Source organism: Scardovia wiggsiae (assembly GCF_051045985.1).
In the GTDB taxonomy this organism is placed as follows: domain Bacteria; phylum Actinomycetota; class Actinomycetes; order Actinomycetales; family Bifidobacteriaceae; genus Scardovia; species Scardovia wiggsiae.
The window spans coordinates 1,326,881-1,345,762 of the sequence record NZ_CP157350.1 but is presented as its reverse complement, the minus strand read 5'-3'; the positions used below and the strand labels follow the sequence as shown (position 1 = coordinate 1,345,762).

11 protein-coding genes and 3 rRNA genes are annotated in these 18,882 nt (G+C 54.4%); 10 read left to right on the top strand and 4 right to left on the bottom strand.

Features of this window, described 5'->3' with window-relative positions:
• Window positions 1–60 precede the first annotated feature (60 nt).
• Together ABKA16_RS05725 and ABKA16_RS05720 are read right to left on the bottom strand one after the other, a co-directional pair.
• Window positions 61–1,812 (bottom strand): ClC family H(+)/Cl(-) exchange transporter, encoded by a 1,752-nt coding sequence (locus ABKA16_RS05725; protein WP_381000093.1) that lies wholly within the window; start codon window positions 1,810–1,812, stop codon window positions 61–63.
• Between the two features lie 11 nt (window positions 1,813–1,823).
• Entirely contained in the window at window positions 1,824–2,684 is an 861-nt protein-coding gene (locus tag ABKA16_RS05720; protein WP_381000094.1) for an SIR2 family NAD-dependent protein deacylase, read from the bottom strand.
• 704 nt (window positions 2,685–3,388) lie between these two features.
• On the opposite strand from ABKA16_RS05720, the gene ABKA16_RS05715 reads away from it, so the two are divergent.
• The 4 genes from ABKA16_RS05715 (at window position 3,389) to ABKA16_RS05700 (ending at window position 10,451) form a co-directional block, all read left to right on the top strand.
• A 16S ribosomal RNA gene (locus ABKA16_RS05715) occupies window positions 3,389–4,928 on the top strand.
• A gap of 452 nt (window positions 4,929–5,380) precedes the next feature.
• Window positions 5,381–8,454: ribosomal RNA gene (locus ABKA16_RS05710) — 23S ribosomal RNA — on the top strand.
• Between the two features lie 120 nt (window positions 8,455–8,574).
• Window positions 8,575–8,691: ribosomal RNA gene (gene rrf, locus ABKA16_RS05705) — 5S ribosomal RNA — on the top strand.
• Together the 16S, 23S and 5S rRNA genes form the textbook arrangement of a ribosomal RNA operon.
• A 128-nt stretch (window positions 8,692–8,819) precedes the next feature.
• Window positions 8,820–10,451 (top strand): MDR family MFS transporter, encoded by a 1,632-nt coding sequence (locus ABKA16_RS05700; protein WP_381000196.1) that lies wholly within the window; start codon window positions 8,820–8,822, stop codon window positions 10,449–10,451.
• Here the strand turns inward: ABKA16_RS05700 and ABKA16_RS05695 are convergent.
• Window positions 10,404–10,775 carry a phage holin family protein gene (locus tag ABKA16_RS05695; RefSeq protein ID WP_381000198.1) on the bottom strand — a complete coding sequence of 124 codons (372 nt, stop codon included), beginning with the start codon at window positions 10,773–10,775 and terminating at the stop codon, window positions 10,404–10,406. The genes ABKA16_RS05700 and ABKA16_RS05695 overlap by 48 nt on opposite strands.
• Before the next feature lie 263 nt (window positions 10,776–11,038).
• Here ABKA16_RS05695 and ABKA16_RS05690 point away from each other — a divergent pair, with 263 nt between their 5' ends.
• The 3 genes from ABKA16_RS05690 (at window position 11,039) to ABKA16_RS05680 (ending at window position 14,513) form a co-directional block, all read left to right on the top strand.
• Window positions 11,039–11,581 carry a fluoride efflux transporter FluC gene (locus ABKA16_RS05690; RefSeq protein ID WP_381000200.1) on the top strand — a complete coding sequence of 181 codons (543 nt, stop codon included), beginning with the start codon at window positions 11,039–11,041 and terminating at the stop codon, window positions 11,579–11,581.
• Window positions 11,581–11,979: a fluoride efflux transporter FluC gene (locus ABKA16_RS05685; RefSeq protein ID WP_381000602.1), complete on the top strand. Its 399-nt coding sequence runs from the start codon at window positions 11,581–11,583 to the stop codon at window positions 11,977–11,979. The genes ABKA16_RS05690 and ABKA16_RS05685 overlap by 1 nt, the downstream gene beginning before the upstream one ends.
• A 152-nt stretch (window positions 11,980–12,131) precedes the next feature.
• Window positions 12,132–14,513, top strand: a complete 2,382-nt coding sequence (locus tag ABKA16_RS05680) for an acyltransferase family protein (protein WP_381000202.1) — start codon at window positions 12,132–12,134, stop codon at window positions 14,511–14,513.
• A 112-nt stretch (window positions 14,514–14,625) separates the two neighbouring features.
• Here the strand turns inward: ABKA16_RS05680 and ABKA16_RS05675 are convergent, their stop codons facing one another.
• Entirely contained in the window at window positions 14,626–15,075 is a 450-nt protein-coding gene (locus tag ABKA16_RS05675; protein WP_381000204.1) for a DUF4235 domain-containing protein, read from the bottom strand.
• Window positions 15,076–15,351: 276 nt separating this feature from the next.
• Between ABKA16_RS05675 and ABKA16_RS05670 the strand changes: the two genes are divergently transcribed.
• The 3 genes from ABKA16_RS05670 to grpE all read left to right on the top strand — a co-directional run bounded on the left by ABKA16_RS05670 (window position 15,352) and on the right by grpE (window position 18,865).
• Window positions 15,352–16,044 carry a histidine phosphatase family protein gene (locus ABKA16_RS05670; RefSeq protein WP_381000206.1) on the top strand — a complete coding sequence of 231 codons (693 nt, stop codon included), beginning with the start codon at window positions 15,352–15,354 and terminating at the stop codon, window positions 16,042–16,044.
• Between the two features lie 194 nt (window positions 16,045–16,238).
• Window positions 16,239–18,137 (top strand): molecular chaperone DnaK, encoded by a 1,899-nt coding sequence (gene dnaK, locus ABKA16_RS05665; RefSeq protein WP_381000207.1) that lies wholly within the window; start codon window positions 16,239–16,241, stop codon window positions 18,135–18,137.
• Window positions 18,137–18,865: a nucleotide exchange factor GrpE gene (grpE, locus tag ABKA16_RS05660; RefSeq protein ID WP_381000209.1), complete on the top strand. Its 729-nt coding sequence runs from the start codon at window positions 18,137–18,139 to the stop codon at window positions 18,863–18,865. The genes dnaK and grpE overlap by 1 nt, the downstream gene beginning before the upstream one ends.
• Window positions 18,866–18,882: the final 17 nt, after the last annotated feature.

The window sequence follows — 18,882 nt, the reverse complement described above, 5'->3', positions numbered from 1 at the left end:
CCAGCGGGCCCGCCCGCCTTGCTGCAGCAGATACTGCAATACTGCGATAGAAGATAAAAATCAGTACCCGTTTTCCGGCATCTCACATATTTCTGATAATGATCGGCGCACGCTGCGCTCATCTTCCCCCGAGAAAATAACGACTATAGCATCCCCTGCACGCAGCATGCTGTCGTGGCGGGGCACAAACTCCTGCTCTCCCCGACGGATGGTAATGACGGAAGTACTGTCAGGCCAGCTGATGGCGTGTATCCGTTTGCCTGCTGCCATACTGCCGATCTCAATGGGGATCTCCAGCATCCCGCTGTGTACCGGCATGGCTGAGATATCTGTACCCTCATGCTGTTTCATATAGCGTTCAAGCAGGGCAGGGTAGATCGGCCTGATGTGAAGGGCATCAGAGATAAGAAGGGATACGAAAGCTACAGCAGCAACAGGGAACATATGGACAAGTGATCCGGACATTTCTACAACGAGCAGGATAGAAGTGATCGGTGCTTTTACTGCCGCAGTCAGCGTCCCTGCCATCGCCAGTACGGTGAACGCAGCTGTCCTTTCAGGTGCCAGTACCCCTGCGGAAACCATAGCATGCGCAAAAACGCTTCCCGATAAAGCACCGGCGGCAAGAATCGGCATGAAGATACCGCCAGGAACGCCGCTGCTGTAGCTGATCCCCGTAAACAGTATCCTGACTGCCAGAAGTATGCACAGAATTGCCAGTGTCCCCCGGGCTGTTTCAGCAAATTTGATGGCTTCGGAGCCTCCTCCGAGGGACAGTGGGAGAAGCAGCCCGCATGGCAGGGCAGCTGCCAGGGCTATCATTGGCCTGACAACTGCAGGTATTTTTGAGTAGAGTGTCTGGAATCCCAGGAGGATGCGGTTCATGAGCGCGCCGATGAGGCCGGCAACAATCCCCAGGGGAATGAGCCATGCGTACTGTGCAACCGGTATTTGGCTAACGTGGGTGAAATCCAGTACAGGGGTCAGCCCGAACCAGTATTTTGAAACGATGTCGGAAGACAGCGAAGCTGTAACTGCGGTGAGGAGGACTGACGGCGAAAAGCTTTTGTGCACTTCTTCGAGGGCAAACATCATCCCTGACAGAGGGGCGCTGAAAGCAGCGGATAATCCCGCTGCCGCCCCGCCGGTGATAAGTGTGTTTTCTTCTATCGCATTGCGGCTCATCCTGCTGCCTGCTGCCTTGGAGGCTGCTGCGCCGATCTGGATGGACGGGCCTTCGCGGCCAAGTGACAGGCCGAATAAACTGCAGAGCAGGCCGCCCGCATACCGGACGATGAGGATGCGTCCCCAGCGGAGGGGAAGCCCCCAGAGCATCGTCCCCTCGGTCTGCGGGATACCGGAACCTGATGCGGAGGGTTCCCACTGCACGAGCCTGGTAATGATCCAGCTGGCTGACAGCACGGCAGCGATCCAGCCGAGGAGGCCTAGCGGATGCCCCTTTAACCAGGCGTAGGCACTTACTGCAAACCGTGTCCCGTACTCAATGCCCACCCGGTACCCGACAACGAGCACACCAGCTATGAGCCCGCAAATGATGCCCCGGGCTGCAATAAGCCAGCGCATCCGGTTTGCGCCGGACAGGAGCTGGAGGGTATGGGAGTTATTGCGCAGATGATGGTGTGACGGGGCAGAAGCATCGGAGCGGGATGCGGCAGCCTTCCGCGAATTCCTGCCTGTCCTGTCTGCATTGCCTGCGCTGCCCGGGCTTTCCGCGGCCCCAGCGCTTCCTGTGCTTTCTGTTTTGTTCATCCTGCCTGCGCCCCCAGCTGCGCCTGTATCCGTATCAGCCATACCCACCGTACTCACCGCTTTTTATGCATGGCAATAGTTTCCCTGACAAGTTCCGGCAGGGCATCCTGTATCGGTTCGCGTATCAGGCGTGCTGCCAGCGGGTCAAACTGGGTCTCGCCCATGTTCATGATCATTATGGGTATGCCTGCCCGGGCGGCTACCGGGGCGAGCATTGCTGCAGGGAATACTTCAAGGGTTGAGCCGATCACCCAGAATTCATCAGACTGCCGGACCCGTTCTATGCTTTTTTCCATTGCACCGTCCGGCAAAGCCTCGCCGAAATATGTGACATCTGTTTTTATCAGCCCATTGCATGGCATGTCATTTTTATAGGGCAGCCTGCGCCGACAGTGGGGGTCGGGGTTCTTGTCCAGGTTATTCATGATTTCTGCAGTATCGTATTTTTTATGGCATGACATGCAGTGCGAAGTTGCTATAGTGCCGTGGAGGTTGACTATTACGGAATCCGTGCTCCCGGCTTTCTCATGGAGTCCGTCGAAATTCTGCGTTGCCAGGACGCTCAGCATCCCGGCTTTTTCCAGGTCAGCAAGGGCTTTGTGCGCAATGCTGGGCTGCGCATTCCAGACCGGCGATTCTTTCTGCCAGCGCCATGAATATTTGCGGTCTTCAGTGCTGGTGAGGAATGCCTGGATATCATAAACATCCATCTGTTCAGGATGTTTCGTCCATACGCCGTCAGGACCCCGGAAATCAGGTATCCCTGCGCTGGTGGAAATGCCTGCCCCCGTCAGTACGGCGATTTTGTAAGGGCTATTACCCCTTGAGCTGCTTGCCTGCAGAGCCTCCTGGGGCTCTCGGGGAACATTGTCCCAGCCGGTATCTGTCCCGGTGCTATGTATATCTGCTGCCATTATCTGCTTTCTTCCGTTGTTTTTATCTGTATAAGATTGCAGGAATACCCTGATATTTTATCAGGTGCAGCGTGTATCGGGTTTTGTAAAAGTTGATGCCAATAATAAAAAGAACTAGTAATAAATTAGTGATATTAGCGATGTTAAAGCATGGTATCCATTAGAACAGCTTTCTGGAACGGCTTTTATTTTTTAGGCTTAGCGACAGTGATGACGGTATGGGGGAGGGCAGCCGTCAAGCACGGAGCCGGGCGTGTGAGGCCGGGCGGGGCATGATACAGAAACAGCAGGCGCGGTCTGATGCAGCGGTTTGTTGTGTGTGTGGTGTGCGACACGCCGGGGTTGTGTGGGGTGGGGTGGGGGGTGTATTGTTTTTTGTTGCTGCCTGTTGGGGTGTGCTTCCTGTGTGGGGGTGTGGTTCCTGTGTGTGGTGGTGGTTTGAGAACTCAAGAGCGTGTTTTGTACTACTTTTATGCTTATATGTTTTTGTAAGTTGTGGTCTGATTGAAGGCTGCGCCCTTTTGTGGGGTGTGGTTTTTGGTTGGGTTTTTGATTGCCAGTAGAATGCTCATGTTGTGCTGCCTGTTGGGGTGGTGTGGTGTGGGTGTTTGTTTGTGTGAGGCTGCGCCCTTTTTGTGGGGTGTGGTTTTGCTCGTTAATTTATTTTATTTTTTGTGGGCCTGTGTTGGGCTTTCTACGGTTTTTGTGTGGAGGGTTTGATTCTGGCTCAGGACGAACGCTGGCGGCGTGCTTAACACATGCAAGTCGAACGGGATCCACTGGGCTTTTGTTTGGTGGTGAGAGTGGCGAACGGGTGAGTAATGCGTGACTAACCTGCCGTATGGTTGGGGATAGCTCCTGGAAACGGGTGGTAATACCCAATGCTCCAGCTGGATGCATGTCTGGTTGGGAAAGCTTTTGTGCCATATGATGGGGTCGCGTCCTATCAGCTTGTTGGTGGGGTGATGGCCTACCAAGGCGTCGACGGGTAGCCGGCCTAAGAGGGCGACCGGCCACATTGGGACTGAGATACGGCCCAGACTCCTACGGGAGGCAGCAGTGGGGAATATTGCACAATGGGCGCAAGCCTGATGCAGCGACGCCGCGTGCGGGATGGAGGCCTTCGGGTTGTAAACCGCTTTTATAGGGGGGCAAGCTATGCCTGTGTGGTGTGGTGAGTGGACTTTATGAATAAGCACCGGCTAACTACGTGCCAGCAGCCGCGGTAATACGTAGGGTGCAAGCGTTGTCCGGATTTATTGGGCGTAAAGGGCTCGTAGGCGGTTTGTTGCGTCTGGTGTGAAAGCTTACTGCTTAACGGTAGGTTGCGCTGGATACGGGCAGGCTTGAGTGCAGTAGGGGAGACTGGAATTCTCGGTGTAACGGTGGAATGTGTAGATATCGGGAAGAACACCTATGGCGAAGGCAGGTCTCTGGGCTGTTACTGACGCTGAGGAGCGAAAGCGTGGGGAGCGAACAGGATTAGATACCCTGGTAGTCCATGCTGTAAACGGTGGACGCTGGATGTGGGGCCCATTTCCACGGGTTCTGTGTCGGAGCTAACGCGTTAAGCGTCCCGCCTGGGGAGTACGGCCGCAAGGTTAAAACTCAAAGAAATTGACGGGGGCCCGCACAAGCGGCGGAGCATGCGGATTAATTCGATGCAACGCGAAGAACCTTACCAGGGCTTGACATAACCTGGATGATGCCAGAGATGGTGTGTCCCTTCGGGGCTGGGTTACAGGTGGTGCATGGTCGTCGTCAGCTCGTGTCGTGAGATGTTGGGTTAAGTCCCGCAACGAGCGCAACCCTTGCCTTGTGTTACCAGCGGGTCGTGCCGGGGACTCACAAGGGACCGCCGGGGTTAACTCGGAGGAAGGTGGGGATGACGTCAGATCATCATGCCCCTTACGTCCTGGGCTTCACGCATGCTACAATGGCTGGTACAGCGGGATGCGATACTGTAAGGTGGAGCGGATCCTGTAAAACCGGTCTCAGTTCGGATCGGGGCCTGCAACTCGGCCTCGTGAAGGTGGAGTCGCTAGTAATCGCGGATCAGCAGTGCCGCGGTGAATGCGTTCCCGGGCCTTGTACACACCGCCCGTCAAGTCATGAAAGTGGGCAGCACCCGAAGCCGGTGGCCTAACCTGTTGTGGGGGGGAGCCGTCTAAGGTGAGGTTCGCGATTGGGACTAAGTCGTAACAAGGTAGCCGTACCGGAAGGTGCGGCTGGATCACCTCCTTTCTAAGGAGAATGTGTGCCCTGCACGGTGGTGTGGGGGAAGAAGCACCCTGATTAGTTTCCCTTCTTTTTGTGTGGAGGGGTGTGGGGTGTGTGGTGTGGAAACAGTCAAAAACCCTTTTACCGGGATTTATGTGATGTGTAAGTAGTGGTGGTGCTAAGCGCGCTGTTGGGTTCCCTGGCCATGACTATGGTTTGGGGCAGAAAACCCGTCTCATGGTTCCCTTTCCTCTGGTGGGAGGGGGGTTGTGGGGTGTGGGGTGGTGGTTTGACAACTGGATAGTGGACGCGAGCATACACCTGCCTGTAAGGGGTGGGTGTGTGTCTGTAGCCATACCCTGGTCACTCTTGTTTTTGTGGGGGTGGTGGGGTGTGGCGTGTTTTAGTGTGATCATTTGTGATAATACTTGTAGTGTTGTCTGGGGTTGATAGGCGTGTGTTGTGCCAGGCTGGGTGCTTGGTGTGGCATATGGTGGATGCCTGGGCACGTATGACCGATGAAAGACGTGTGGGGCCGCGATAGGCCTCGGGGAGCTGCCGACAGGGCGTTGATCCGAGGGTGTCTGAATGGGGTAACCTGCCACCTGTTATGGGGTGGTACCGCGTATATGCGGGGGGTACGCAGGGAAGTGAAACATCTTAGTACCTGCAGGAAAAGATATTCCGTTAGTAGTGGCGAGCGAAAGCGGAGGAGACTAAACCATGCGCGTGGTATAAGCGCCTGCTGGTGCGTGTGTGGTGTTGTGGGGTTTCTTGAGGAAGTCAGGCGGCTTCCTGCCTAGTGATAAAGTCTGGTGTGAGGTGAACATGGTTGAAGACATGACCGTAGAGGGTGATGGTCCCGTAGCTGAAGATGCCAGGCCTGGGAAGAATGTCCCCGAGTAGCACGAGCCTCGTGGAATCTCGTGTGAATCTGCCCTGACCGTGGGGTAAGTCTAAATATATGTACGTGACCGATAGTGCACGAGTACCGTGAGGGAAAGGTGAAAAGTAGCCCGGGAGGGTAGTGAAATAGTTCCTGAAACCATGTGCTTTCAATCCGTCAGAGCCTCTTGTTGGGGGTGATGGCGTGCCTATCGAAAAATGAGTCTGCGAGTCAGTGGCATGTAGCGAGGTTAACCCGTGTGGGGGATCCGTAGCGAAAGCGAGTGTTAATAGCGCGTTTTAGTTGCATGTTCTGGACCCGAAGCGGGATGATCTAGCCGTGAGCAGGTTGAAGCGTGGGTGAGACCGCGTGGAGGACCGAACCCACCTAGGTTGAAAACTGGGGGGATGACTTGTGGTTAGGGGTGAAAGGCCAATCAAATTCCGTGATAGCTGGTTCTCTCCGAAATGCATTTAGGTGCAGCGTTCGTGGTCGCCTTCCGGGGGTAGAGCTACTGGATGCCAAAGGGCCCGTATGGGGTACTGATGGCAACCAAACTCCGAATACCGGTATGGTTGTGCACGGGCAGTGAGTCAGCGGGGGATAAGCTCCGTTGTCGAAAGGGAAACAGCCCAGATCGTCGTTTAAGGTCCCTAAGCGTGTGCTAAGTGGGAAAGGATGTGGAGTCGCATGGACAGCCAGGAGGTTGGCTTAGAAGCAGCTATCCTTGAAAGAGTGCGTAACAGCTCACTGGTCTAGTGTCTCCGCGCCGACAATGTAGCGGGGCTCAAGCACACCACCGAAAACGCGGCAGCCGCCTCTTAGGGGGTGGTTGGGTAGGAGAGCGTTCCCTACGGGGTGAAGCCACGGGGTAACCGTGTGGTGGACTGTAGGGAAGTGAGAATGCAGACATGAGTAACGAAACGCGGGTGACAATCCCGCGCGCTGGATGACTAAGGGTTCCGGGGCCACGGTTAACGTCCCCGGGTGAGTCGGGTCCTAAGGCGAGGCCGACAGGCGTAGTCGAATGGATGAACGGGTTGATATTCCCGTACCGGTATCACACCGCCCACACTCGAGGCATCACACGCTAGGCACTGTTTCCTTCCTGTAGGCCCTTTCGGGGGTGTACAGGGGGTGGTGGTGTTTGGTGGTGGGTGTAGTAGGGGAGCAGGGGAGTGACGCATGGGGTAAGCTGGCCTGGCCTGGTGGTTATGGCTGGTTAAGCGTGTAGCAGGTGTCAGAGGCTAATCCCTGACAGCAGACTGTGAGACGTGATGAGCATCATCTTTAGGGGTGGTGTGCTGGTGGTGCCTTGTGCCGAGAAAAGCTTCACTGTTAGGTGTGGTTCCGCTCGTACCCTAAACCGACACAGGTGGTCAGGTAGAGAATACTAAAGCGTTCGAGTGAATCCTGGTCAAGGAACTCGGCAAATTGCTCCCGTGCCTTCGGCATAAGGGAGGCCCTGTGAGATGATCCCACCTAGCGTGGGTGAGTGTTGTGGGGCGGCACAAAACAGGGGGTAGCGACTGTTTACCAAAAACACAGGTGCATGCCAAGACGTAAGTCGCTGTATATGCACTGACGCCTGCCCGGTGCTGGAAGGTTAAGAGGATCCGTTAACCCGTAAGGGTGACGCGGTGAATTTAAGCCCCAGTAAACGGCGGTGGTAACTATAACCATCCTAAGGTAGCGAAATTCCTTGTCGGGTAAGTTCCGACCTGCACGAATGGCGTAACGACTTCCCCACTGTCTCGACCAGGACCTCGGTGAAATTGCAGTACGAGTAAAGATGCTCGTTAAGCGCAGAAGGACGAAAAGACCCCGGGACCTTTACTATACCTTGGTATTGTCGTTCGCTGCTGGTTGTGTAGAATAGGCGGGAGACTATGAAACCCGGCCGCTAGGCTGGGTGGAGTCATCAAGTGAAATACCGTTCTGCTGGCAGTGGGCGTCTAACCTGAGCATGTTATCCATGCTAGGGACAGTGCCTGGCGGGTAGTTTAACTGGGGCGGTTGCCTCCTAAAGAGTAACGGAGGTGCTCAAAGGTCCGCTCAACCCGGTTGGCAATCGGGTGTTGAGTGTAATCACACAAGCGGGCTTGACTGTGAGACTGACAGGTCGAGCAGGGACGAAAGTCGGAGATAATGATCCGGTGCCGGTGTACGGACGCGGCATCGCTCAACGGATAAAAGGTACCCCGGGGATAACAGGCTGATCATTCCCAAGAGTCCATATCGACGGGATGGTTTGGCACCTCGATGTCGGCTCGTCGCATCCTGGGGCTGGAGCAGGTCCCAAGGGTTTGGCTGTTCGCCAATTAAAGCGGCACGCGAGCTGGGTTCAGAACGTCGTGAGACAGTTTGGTCTCTATCCTCTGCGCTCGTTGGAATCTTGAGGAGCCCTGCCCATAGTACGAGAGGACCTGGGTGGACGAACCTCTGGTATGCCAGTTGTCACGCCCGTGGCACTGCTGGTTAGCTACGTTCGGATAGGATAACCGCTGAAAGCATCTAAGCGGGAAGCCTTCTCCAAGATAAGGATTCCCCCACACCTTTGAGTGTGAAGAGTCCCCCCACCAGACCATGGGGTTAATAGGCCAGACGTGGACACATGGCAACATGCGCAGCTGACTGGTACTAACGGACAACAGCACCAACCCGTACACACACACGCTAATCAACCCTACCAATAGCAACACACAAGACCAACACACTAATCACCCGCGTCTACTATCCGGTCGCCAACCCACCACCAACAACACATATAACAGAATATAGTTTTGTGGCGGTCACAGCCCAGGAGAAACGCCCGGCACCATCCCGAACCCGGAAGCTAAGCCCTGGCACGGCAATGATACTCCACCCGACAGGGTGCGGGAAAGTAGCACACCGCCACCACAACACGATAACAAAGGCTCTATCCACTTATCTCCAGCAGATAACGGACAGAGCCTTTTCTTTATCTGACCGGGAGTACCCATAGCTGGAGGCCCGGCACATATACGATACGCGATGGAAGAGTCATAATGCAGACAGACAGCACCAAAAAATCAGTGAAAGCCGGCGAAGAGCGCCTACCCTCAGCTGAAGAGGATAATACACGGCAGCACAATACCTCAGAAAATCCTGACCGCAAGGTGTACCCGGATGTCACTCCGCCGCCTGAAAAGATACCGGGCAGGCTTATTGCGTCCATCATATCTGTCGGAATGGTTTCTTTTATAGGCATCCTCGTTGAAACGCTGACAAGCGTACTTTTCCCGGTCATTATGGCAGAATTCGGGGTTGGCACATCTACAGTCCAATGGCTGACCACAGGCTATCTTCTCGTTGTTTCGCTTATTGTCCCGCTATCATCTTATATAAAACGAAAATTCAGACTTCGCACTGTTTTCCTTGTTGCAGTGACACTATGCATAATCGGGTGCATCGTTGCAGCATGTTCGGCCAGTTTCTCCATGCTCCTTGCCGCGCGTATTTTACAGGGCCTGGGGACCGGGCTTGCAATGCCGCTTATGTTCAATATTATCCTTGAGCAGTCGCCGCGCTCCCATGTAGGGCAGATCATGGGGGTTGGCGGGCTGGTCATTTCCGTTGCCCCTGCGCTTGGCCCGGCTGTTGGAGGGCTTGTCGGTACTTACATGCCGTGGCGTCTTATTTTCGTGATCCTTATCCCTTTCCTGGCTATCCCTCTGGTAACCGGATATCTGTCTATCCGCCAGGTTTCCCGGCTTGAAGCGGCACAGTTCACTGTCCTTCAGGCAGCAGCCCTGATGGTTTCCTTTGTAACGTTTATTTTCGCTGTAAATAAAGGCGGGCAGGCGGCAGTTGCTGTCAGCAGCCATACACCGGGTGCTGTTGCGGATGGCATAGCTGCAGCAGCCCTGCTGGCTGTATCAATTGCTGCGGCAGGGATATTCGCATGGATGTCACGGCGTTCATTCTCTCCGCTTATACGGCTTGGAGTGTTCCGCAGCATCACATTCCGGTGGGCCCTTGCTGCCTACATCCTTATGCAGATATGCCAGATAAGCTTCGGCTATGTTATCCCCAACTCAGCACAGCTCGGATTTGGGGCGTCTGCATTAGTCGGCGGATTCCTGATCCTTCCGGGGGCGCTTTTTGGGGCTTTCCTGGCGCCTTGGGCCGGATCCCTGCTTGATAAATATGGTCCGAAACGGCCTGTACTATCCGCCATGGTCCTGACATTTGCCGGGGTTCTTCTGTTTATGGTATTCATAACTCCGGGGTCGCCGGTGTATCTTCTTGGGATTTTCTATTTCGTATTTATGATGGGATACTCTATGAGTTTTGCGAATTCCATGACCTGCGCCTTGAATACCCTTGATCCTGAGTTCAAAGCTGACGGCAACGCAGTTTTCAATTCGTTCAACCAGCTGTCAGGGGCGCTCGGCACAACACTGATGTCAGCGCTGGTAAGTATTTCGCAGGCAGGCCTGGCCCCCGGGACGCAGCAGTACCAGTTTGCTACGGTCCGCGGCAGCCATTGGTGCTATATAGTGATGGTTGCCGCGATTGGGTGTTCTATCGTATGCCTTATCCGCGCTTTCTCCGGACGCCCGGAGTCCCGCAGCCAGAAAGGGCGGGACTCAGACAAGATCGCTGACGACAGAGTTCAGTATCCCGGAAATAACTGACAGTATCGCGGCGCCAAGTGCTCCCCACCAGAAATTCGATATCGTGATGCCTACGCCGAATACGTTCAGTGCCAGCATAGATGCTAATCCGAACAGTGCTATGTTGATAAGCAGCGCAGCTATGCCGAAACTGACGACCGTTACAGGGATGGCAAGTACCTGGATAACAGGTTTTATTGAAGCGTTGATCAGTGCCATAAAAAGGGCGAATGCTGCATACGCCAGGAACCTGTTCCCGCCTACTGCCTGGATACCGGGAAGGAGCCAGCACATGATCCCGCAGGCGATAGTTATAACAAACCAGTTGATCAGGAATCTCTTCATGATTACAAGTATAGGAGTTATTATGCATCTGCGCACCCGCCCTTACCATATCTGCCCATTCCGGCAGACTGGTTTGCGGAGTTGTTTTGGCAGCAGCGGGATTGCGTATAGGCGGGCTATGGAAAAGCAGAGGCTGGCCAGCGGCAGCAGGGCTGTCAGGGGCTGCGGAGGCCGGTGTAATGATAGAAGGGTACGATAGGCAAGGAATAAAGAATAGGGAGTAAGGACTGTTGGGATTATTGATATAGGACAGGAAGGCGCGAATGGGTACAGAACACTATAAGGGTCCACAAAATACTCCACCCGGGGCACATAGTGCAGAAACAGATCCCGGATCTGCAGCGGCGGATCCGCTGAAAGACTGGACGCTATATGCTGCAGTATTTATAGGAGGCTGTGTAGGGACAGGGCTGCGGTATACATTATCTGCGGTTTTTCCCTATCTGTCATCCTCCGCGCATGGCTGGCAGGCGGATTTCCATCCCGGCACGCTGTGCGCCAATCTGCTGGCCTGTCTCCTGTATGCAGGACTGACCGCTTTCTTCAGCCGCAGACATGTGATAAAAACGCATAACGAAGCTGTTACCGACCGTGCGCTGGGGACGGGCCTGTGCGGAGGGCTGTCGACTATGTCGACACTGGCATTTGAAGGGTTTTCCGCCCTTCATGCAGAAGATATAAGCGGTTTCGCAGCTTATATGGCTGCCACTTTTATCCTGGGGATTATGAGTGCGTGCCTGGGAGCGTACTGCTGGAAGAAAGCCTGTGATCGTATCGGCAGCAGTGAGGGGAAGCGTGAAGGATGATGTCTTTAGCTGGATTCTGTGCTGTCTGCATATGCGGAGGGATAGGGGCAGTATGCCGTTTTGCGCTTGATGCTGCAATCAGACGCTTATGGAAACGCAGTTTTCCCCTGTCAACTTTTATTATCAATGCCCTTGCTTCTTTTGCTATCGGGATTATTGCCGGTATTGCTGCGCATCCTCGGATGCACGGTTTCCTGCCTTCGGCCGTCGATCCGGCTGCAGTCCGCATGATAATAGCTACGGGCTTTCTCGGCGGGTTTTCAACATTTTCAACGGCTGTCAACGAAACTGTCTCCCTCGCACGCCGTAAAAAATACGGCACATGTATAGGGTATTTTTTCAGCATGGCAGCTGCGCCTGTCCTATGTGTAGCATTAGGGTATTTTATTGTGAAGTGAGTCGCAGCCTGCGTACTGGCAGATAAAATACAGGCATACGGGGTACGGGACTGTCCTGACGACACGCATGCAGATGGTTGTACCCGTTAACTATTAGATTTCATATATGATATACGGTATTGTAAGGTCATAATTGCGGATAAAAGGCTAGCATGAAAAGAAATTACGCGCTTGACGGGATCAAGGGAGTGGGCATTATTGCGGTGCTCCTTTACCACTTTTTCGCGCATACTTTTCCCGGCGGATTTATTGGTGTTGAGATATTTTTTACTATTGCTGGGTTCCTTACCTCGGTTTCGCTCCTGAAGGGTTTTGCGCTTCGGGCAGCATTTAAAAACAACATCAGGATAGGATCTGCGAGGCAGCGGGCGGAGGGACAGCAGCCGGCTGGCTTCCGCAGGTTTCCCGGCGCGCTTGCGGATTTTTACGGCAGGCGCCTTATCCGTCTTGTGCCGGCTTTGCTGTTCATGGTTCCGGCAGTTATTACTGCTGCATGGTTTATCAATAAAGATGCCCTTGTGGGTATTGGCAGGCGTGTGGTTGCCGTTTTTACATTTACCTATAATTATTATGAGATATTCAGCGGCGGGAGTTATTTTGACCAGACAGTCCCTCAGCTGCTGGAACCTTTATGGTTTGTTTCCCTCTGCATACAGTTTTACCTGATTATCCCTCTGTTTATTGCACTGGCTGTCGGCATAGCGCACCTTTTTGCGCCGATGGGGACACAGGGCATATTCTCTGATGCGCGGGGAGCAGACGGACGGAGGAAACATAAAGGTGCGAATGCGCAGGGCGGGAACAGGAGGCTGCGGTCCCAGTTTGCCAAGTCGCTGTACGGATACAGTAAATATGCGGCATGGATAAGAGCTGTGGGGAAAACAGGTTTTATCCTTTCTTCCGCTGCAGCATGCATAAGTGCGTTTTTGATGGGGATCCTTTTTGGAGGAGGCTGGGGCAGCCCTACCCGTGTATATTTTGGGTTTGATACGCATTGTTTCGGTTTATTCACTGGGGCGGCTTTTGCTTTTGCCCTTCTGTGGTCGTATGGCGGAAAACTCCGCGGGCAGATAGAGCAGGCATTCCTGGAAAGTACCCGTACTCCGCGCAGGAAAGTCCTTGAGTCCCTTGCGGAAAAAATGGATATATCGCATCTTGCTGACAGCCAGGCTGAAGGCCCATTACTGACGCGCGTGATGCTGCCTGTACTCTCCTTTGTATCACTGATGGCAGTTATCGCAGCAGCATACATCCTCCGCGATAGGGATTATGCCTTTTACGGCGTCCTGTGTGCAGCAAGTATCCTGACAGTGATAATGCTGTGGGGGACGCTTTCGGAGCGTTCATGGATGCGGCCTTTGTTTGCGTGGCGGCCGTTAAGGATTGCAGGGCAGTATTCCTATGGGCTTTATATCTGGCATTGGCCTCTTCTTATTCTCGCACAGCTTTCACTGCCTGGGCTCCGCGGGAAGTACCAGTGGGTTTTCGTACTTGTTTCTTTCTCCCTGACCCTTGTTATGGCATATGTAAGCGCACATTATGTGGAAAAGCCTGCATCGCGCATATATGCGGCCTTTATTTCGCGTATCCCAGGAGCTGGGCCTGCAGAGTCATCACAGCCATCTGCCGGACGTTGCGGTATGGAGGGGGCGGGTACTGCTGATGGTACCGATGAGGCTGCTGATGGTGATAAAAAGCGTGATATAAGTGCTGTAACCGCCGGGCGCATCTCAGATATGGGTACTGCTGCACGGCGGAAATCGGCTGTGAACAGGGCAGTTATCTGCTTTATCCTTGTGGCTTTGTGGACAGGATGCGGTTTCGTGATCGCTTATGCACCCGCACAGACATCAATACAAAACCAGCTGGAGGCACAGGCTGCAATCCTGAAGGGTAGCGGGAAAGCCAGCGGCCCCGCTTCTCAGGATATCCGCAGGGCCCCGGCTCCTGAACCGTCCCCATCGCATCAGACGTCTGCCCCTGCTGAGACGCAGCCTTCAGGATCGCCTTCCCCTCCTGCGCAGCAGCCTGTGATGCCCGCCGGAACTGAGATGACTGCCGTAGGGGATTCGGTGATGCTCGGGTCAGCAACTGCTGTGCAGCAGAGATTCCCCGGGATAATCATTGATGCGAAGGTGTCGCGTTTCCTCCATGAAGGGCCCGGTGTTATTACTTCTTTGAAGGCGAAAGGGCTGTTGCGCAAGTACATTGTTATCGGGCTGAGCACTAATGGTGCCGGTACGCCGCAGCAGTGGGAAAATATCTATAATGCTGCGGGGCCGGGGCATGTTTTCCTGGTGGTCAATGCCCATATGGACCGCACGTGGACTGCTGCCGCCAATCAGAATGTGCGGGATTTTGTAAGCCGGCATCCTCAGGATGCGCTTATGGTCAACTGGGATGCGGCTGCTGCGGCTCACCCCGGGCTTCTGGCAAGCGATGGGATACATGCTGCTTCTTCGGAAGGCGGAAGCCTGTACGCCCAGACTATTTATGATTCCCTCTTGGAATGGCTGCAGGCCCGCGGCAAGTAAGCTGAGCAAGGTAAGTAAGAGTAAGTGACATGGGCCGCGGCAGCGGTCGTGCTGCGCTGTAGCCCGCAAGGCTGTGTGGGTTCTGCTGCGTTTGTTTCCCGGTCGGAACGGCCTATCTGCTGCGTTTATCCTGACGGCGCGCTACGAGTTTTTCTGACCCTTTTGTACTCAGCGTTGATGTGAGGGCCCCTAATGCACCTGTAATAGCAGCAAACAGCATGCCGAGGAGGACTCCCTGGCTTGCCTCTTCGCCGGTAGGCATATCTGCATTATCTTCAAGGCTGTCAGAAATGTCAGACGGATCCTGTTTTTTTGCGAACCGCCCCCTATGGAAAATTGCGTCCCAGGCGATAGCTATGCCTTTGCTTACTACGAAACCTGCGATTGCAGGCAGGGCCCATTTAATGAGCTTATCGGAAAAACTGTCCGGATCAGACTCAATTTTTTCGCGCTGGCCGGTGACAGTTTTATCGACCTTTGCAAGGGCTGAAAAAAGCCCGTCTTTCTTATCGACGGCCTGCCCGTCGCTGCTGCGCGTATCAATGCTGTTCGTAGTGCTCATATAAGCATTATCGCACGCCTCCATGAGAACTCAAAATATGCATGATGCGGGCTGGGTGTGTGCAGCGGATAAAACCTGCAGCCCCGCGCAGGCAGCAGCGGTTGAGCGTGTGCACTGCCGCAGGGGTGCGGCCCCACGGCTGACAGACATTGGTAGCAGTGGTATATTACTATAGAAGGGCACAGTATAGCGGGCTGTGCCGGCATATACCGGTTATAGCTATGCCGGTTATGGCTGTGAGAAAGTACCCGGCAATGAAGCATGAGGTGAGATGTTATGGTACAGGGTGTATTACGGGGCAGGCTGGTCCTGCTGCGGCATGGGCAGACTGTATGGAGCGAAACGGGGCAGTACACGGGACGTACTGATATCCCGCTGACGCAGACAGGCTGTATACAGGCGAAGGATGCAGGCAAGAGGATCCGGGAGTTTTTGGCTGGCCCGGGCGCAGGTGCCTCTGCTGCTTTCCATGTCTATGTGTCGCCGCTTAAGCGGGCGCAGGATACAGCGCAGCTTGCCGGCCTTGGGGAATATACTGTTGACGACGGCCTTGCCGAATTCGATTACGGCCCTGCTGAGGGGCGGACCCGTTCCCAGGTGGCGAAGGCTATTGGTGAGAAAACGTGGAACATATGGGACCGCGGCCCTCTTACCCTCCCTTCTGCGCTTCAGGGGATAAGGCATGAGATGCTGCCGGAGTATGGCGAGATAACTATCAATAACGGTGTCGGGGAGTCTGCCGAAATGGCAGCTGCGCGTACCCGGCAGGTCATACAGCGGGCAGTTCCCGCGCTTGAGGCAGGCGAAGACGTTATATGCGTGGCGCATGCGCATATCCTGCGCATCCTGGCGACGCAGTGGCTTGGCCTCCCTCCTGAAGCGGCCCGCATGTTCGAGCTGGGGACAGCCCATTTCTGTGTGCTGTCGTGGCATCACGAGGACCGCGTCATATCCGGCTGGAATCTGTAGGGCACTCTGCCGGATTTCTGGACAAGCCGGTTTTCATCAATAATTTTTGAAATATTTGCGAATCGCCGGAATATAACTTGACAAAACAAAGTTGAGTTGTGTAGGCTCAAGTTTAGAGTTGAGTTGATAAGGCTCAACTTTATAGAGCACAAGTATAACAGAAAACTTACATACACACATAGTGGAGGATAATAATGGGACGTGCAGTAGGTATTGATTTAGGGACGACTAACTCCTGCATTGCAACTCTGGAAGGCGGACAGCCTACAGTTATCGTGAATGCGGAAGGTATGCGCACAACGCCGTCAGTAGTAGCGTTCAGCAAATCCGGCGAGATCCTGGTCGGTGAAGTAGCCAAGCGCCAGGCAGTAACGAATGTAGATCGTACGATCTCTTCTGTAAAGCGCCACATGGGCACAGACTGGTCGGTAGATATTGACGGCAAGAAGTGGACGCCGCAGGAAGTATCCGCCCAGATCCTGATGAAGCTTAAAAGGGATGCAGAGGCTTATCTCGGTGAGCCCGTTACCGATGCAGTGATCACCTGCCCTGCATACTTTAACGATGCACAGCGCCAGGCTACAAAAGATGCCGGTACGATCGCAGGGCTGAACGTACTGCGTATTATCAATGAGCCGACAGCTGCTGCTCTGGCATACGGCCTCGAAAAAGGCAAGGAAGATGAACGCATCCTGGTCTTTGACCTTGGCGGCGGTACATTCGATGTCTCCCTGCTGGAAATCGGCAAGGATGAAGATGGATTCTCCACCATCCAGGTGCAGGCGACCAACGGCGACAACCACCTCGGCGGTGACGACTGGGACCAGGCAATCATCAACTGGCTTGTCCGCGAAGTTAAGAATAAGTACAACGTGGACCTCTCCAAAGACAAGATCGCGCTGCAGCGTCTGAAGGAAGCGGCAGAGCAGGCTAAGAAAGAGCTGAGCTCCTCGACTTCCACAAATATCTCCATGCAGTATCTTGCTATGACCCCTGACGGAACACCGGTCCATCTTGACGAGCAGCTTACACGCGCGCGTTTTGAAGAAATGACAGCAGACCTGCTTGACAGGTGCCGTGAACCTTTCAACGCTGTCCTGCGTGATTCTGGCGTATCCGTTTCCCAGATCGACCATATCGTCCTGGTCGGCGGGTCTACCCGTATGCCGGCAGTCCAGGAGCTTGTCAAGGAACTCACCGGAGGCAAAGAACCGAATAAGACTGTGAACCCTGATGAAGTCGTGGCTGTTGGTGCTGCTGTGCAGTCAGGCGTTATCAAGGGGGACCGCTCCGACGTCCTGCTTATTGATGTGACACCGCTGAGCCTCGGTATTGAGACCAAGGGCGGGATCATGACCAAGCTGATCGACAGGAATACCGCTATCCCGACCAAGCGCTCGGAGGTCTTCTCTACGGCAGAAGATAACCAGCCAAGCGTACTGATCCAGGTATATCAGGGCGAGCGCGAATTCGCCCGCGACAACAAGCCGCTGGGTACATTCGAGCTGACAGGGATCGCCCCTGCACCCCGCGGTGTACCTCAGATCGAGGTTACGTTCGATATCGATGCAAACGGTATTGTGCACGTATCCGCTAAGGATAAGGGGACGGGCAAGGAACAGTCCATGACCATTACCGGCGGTTCAGGCCTGCCGAAGGATGAAATCGACCGCATGGTCAAGGAAGCGGAATCACACGAAGCCGAAGACAAAAAGCGCCGTGAAGATGCTGAGACCCGCAACCAGGCAGAATCCTTCGCCTATCAGACCGAAAAGCTTGTTTCAGACAACAAGGACAAGCTCTCCGATGACACCGCCAAGGAAGTTACCGATAAGGTCAACGCACTGAAAGAAGCGCTTAAAGGCGATGACATTGAAGCTGTTAAAAGCGCGCAGAGTGAGCTTATGGCTTCTGCCCAGAAGATCGGGCAGCAGCTATACAGCCAGCAGCCGGCAGACCAGGCCCAGGCCGCAGGCGGAACCGGTGCATCCGGTACAGGTTCTTCGGCAGCAGGCAGCGATTCCGGGAGCAACGGCTCTGATGATGACGTCGTTGATGCTGAAGTTGTGGACGATGATAAGGATAACAAGTAATGTCTGAGTTCAGCAAGGAAGATTACCTCGCCGGCATGGAAGATGCGGACAGGCTCGCCAGCAGCGGCGGGCCTGTGCCCCCGGGCCGTGATGGAGATACTTCATCTGCAGATGCTGATCCGGCACAGGTCCCATCTTCGGCCTCAGGCGAAGGAAACAGTATACAGGGGCAGGAAGGCGAAGGCAGCCACCATGCAGATGAGAGCCGGGACAGCAAGGATAGTGATACCCTTACTCCGCTTGGCCAGGCTAAGAAAGAGGCTGCAGACTATCTGGAAGCCCTTCAGCGGGAACGGGCGGAGTTCATCAACTTCCGCAACCGGGCCCAAAAAGAGCAGGACCGGTATCGCCAGCACGGCATCATTGATGTGCTGACAGCGCTGCTGCCCGCACTGGACGACATAGACCGTATACGCACCCATGGTGAGATGGATGATTCCTTCAAAGCTGTGGCAGCGAAAATAGACAGCACGTTTGCAAAATTCGGTGTTGAAAAATATGGTGCAGCCGGTGAGGATTTTGATCCGTCGCGATATGATGCGGTCCTGCGTAAACCTGACGCCGGGGCGGACCATGAAGTAATCGATACCGTTGTTGAGGCAGGATACCGTATCAACGACCGCATTATCCGTGCAGCCAGGGCAGTAGTGGCCGTTCCGGCCGAAGATGATCAGGAAACTGATACAGGGACTGGATCAGGCAGTGCCGGCTCTGACAGGGCAGACTGACAGCCGGGGATGGAAAG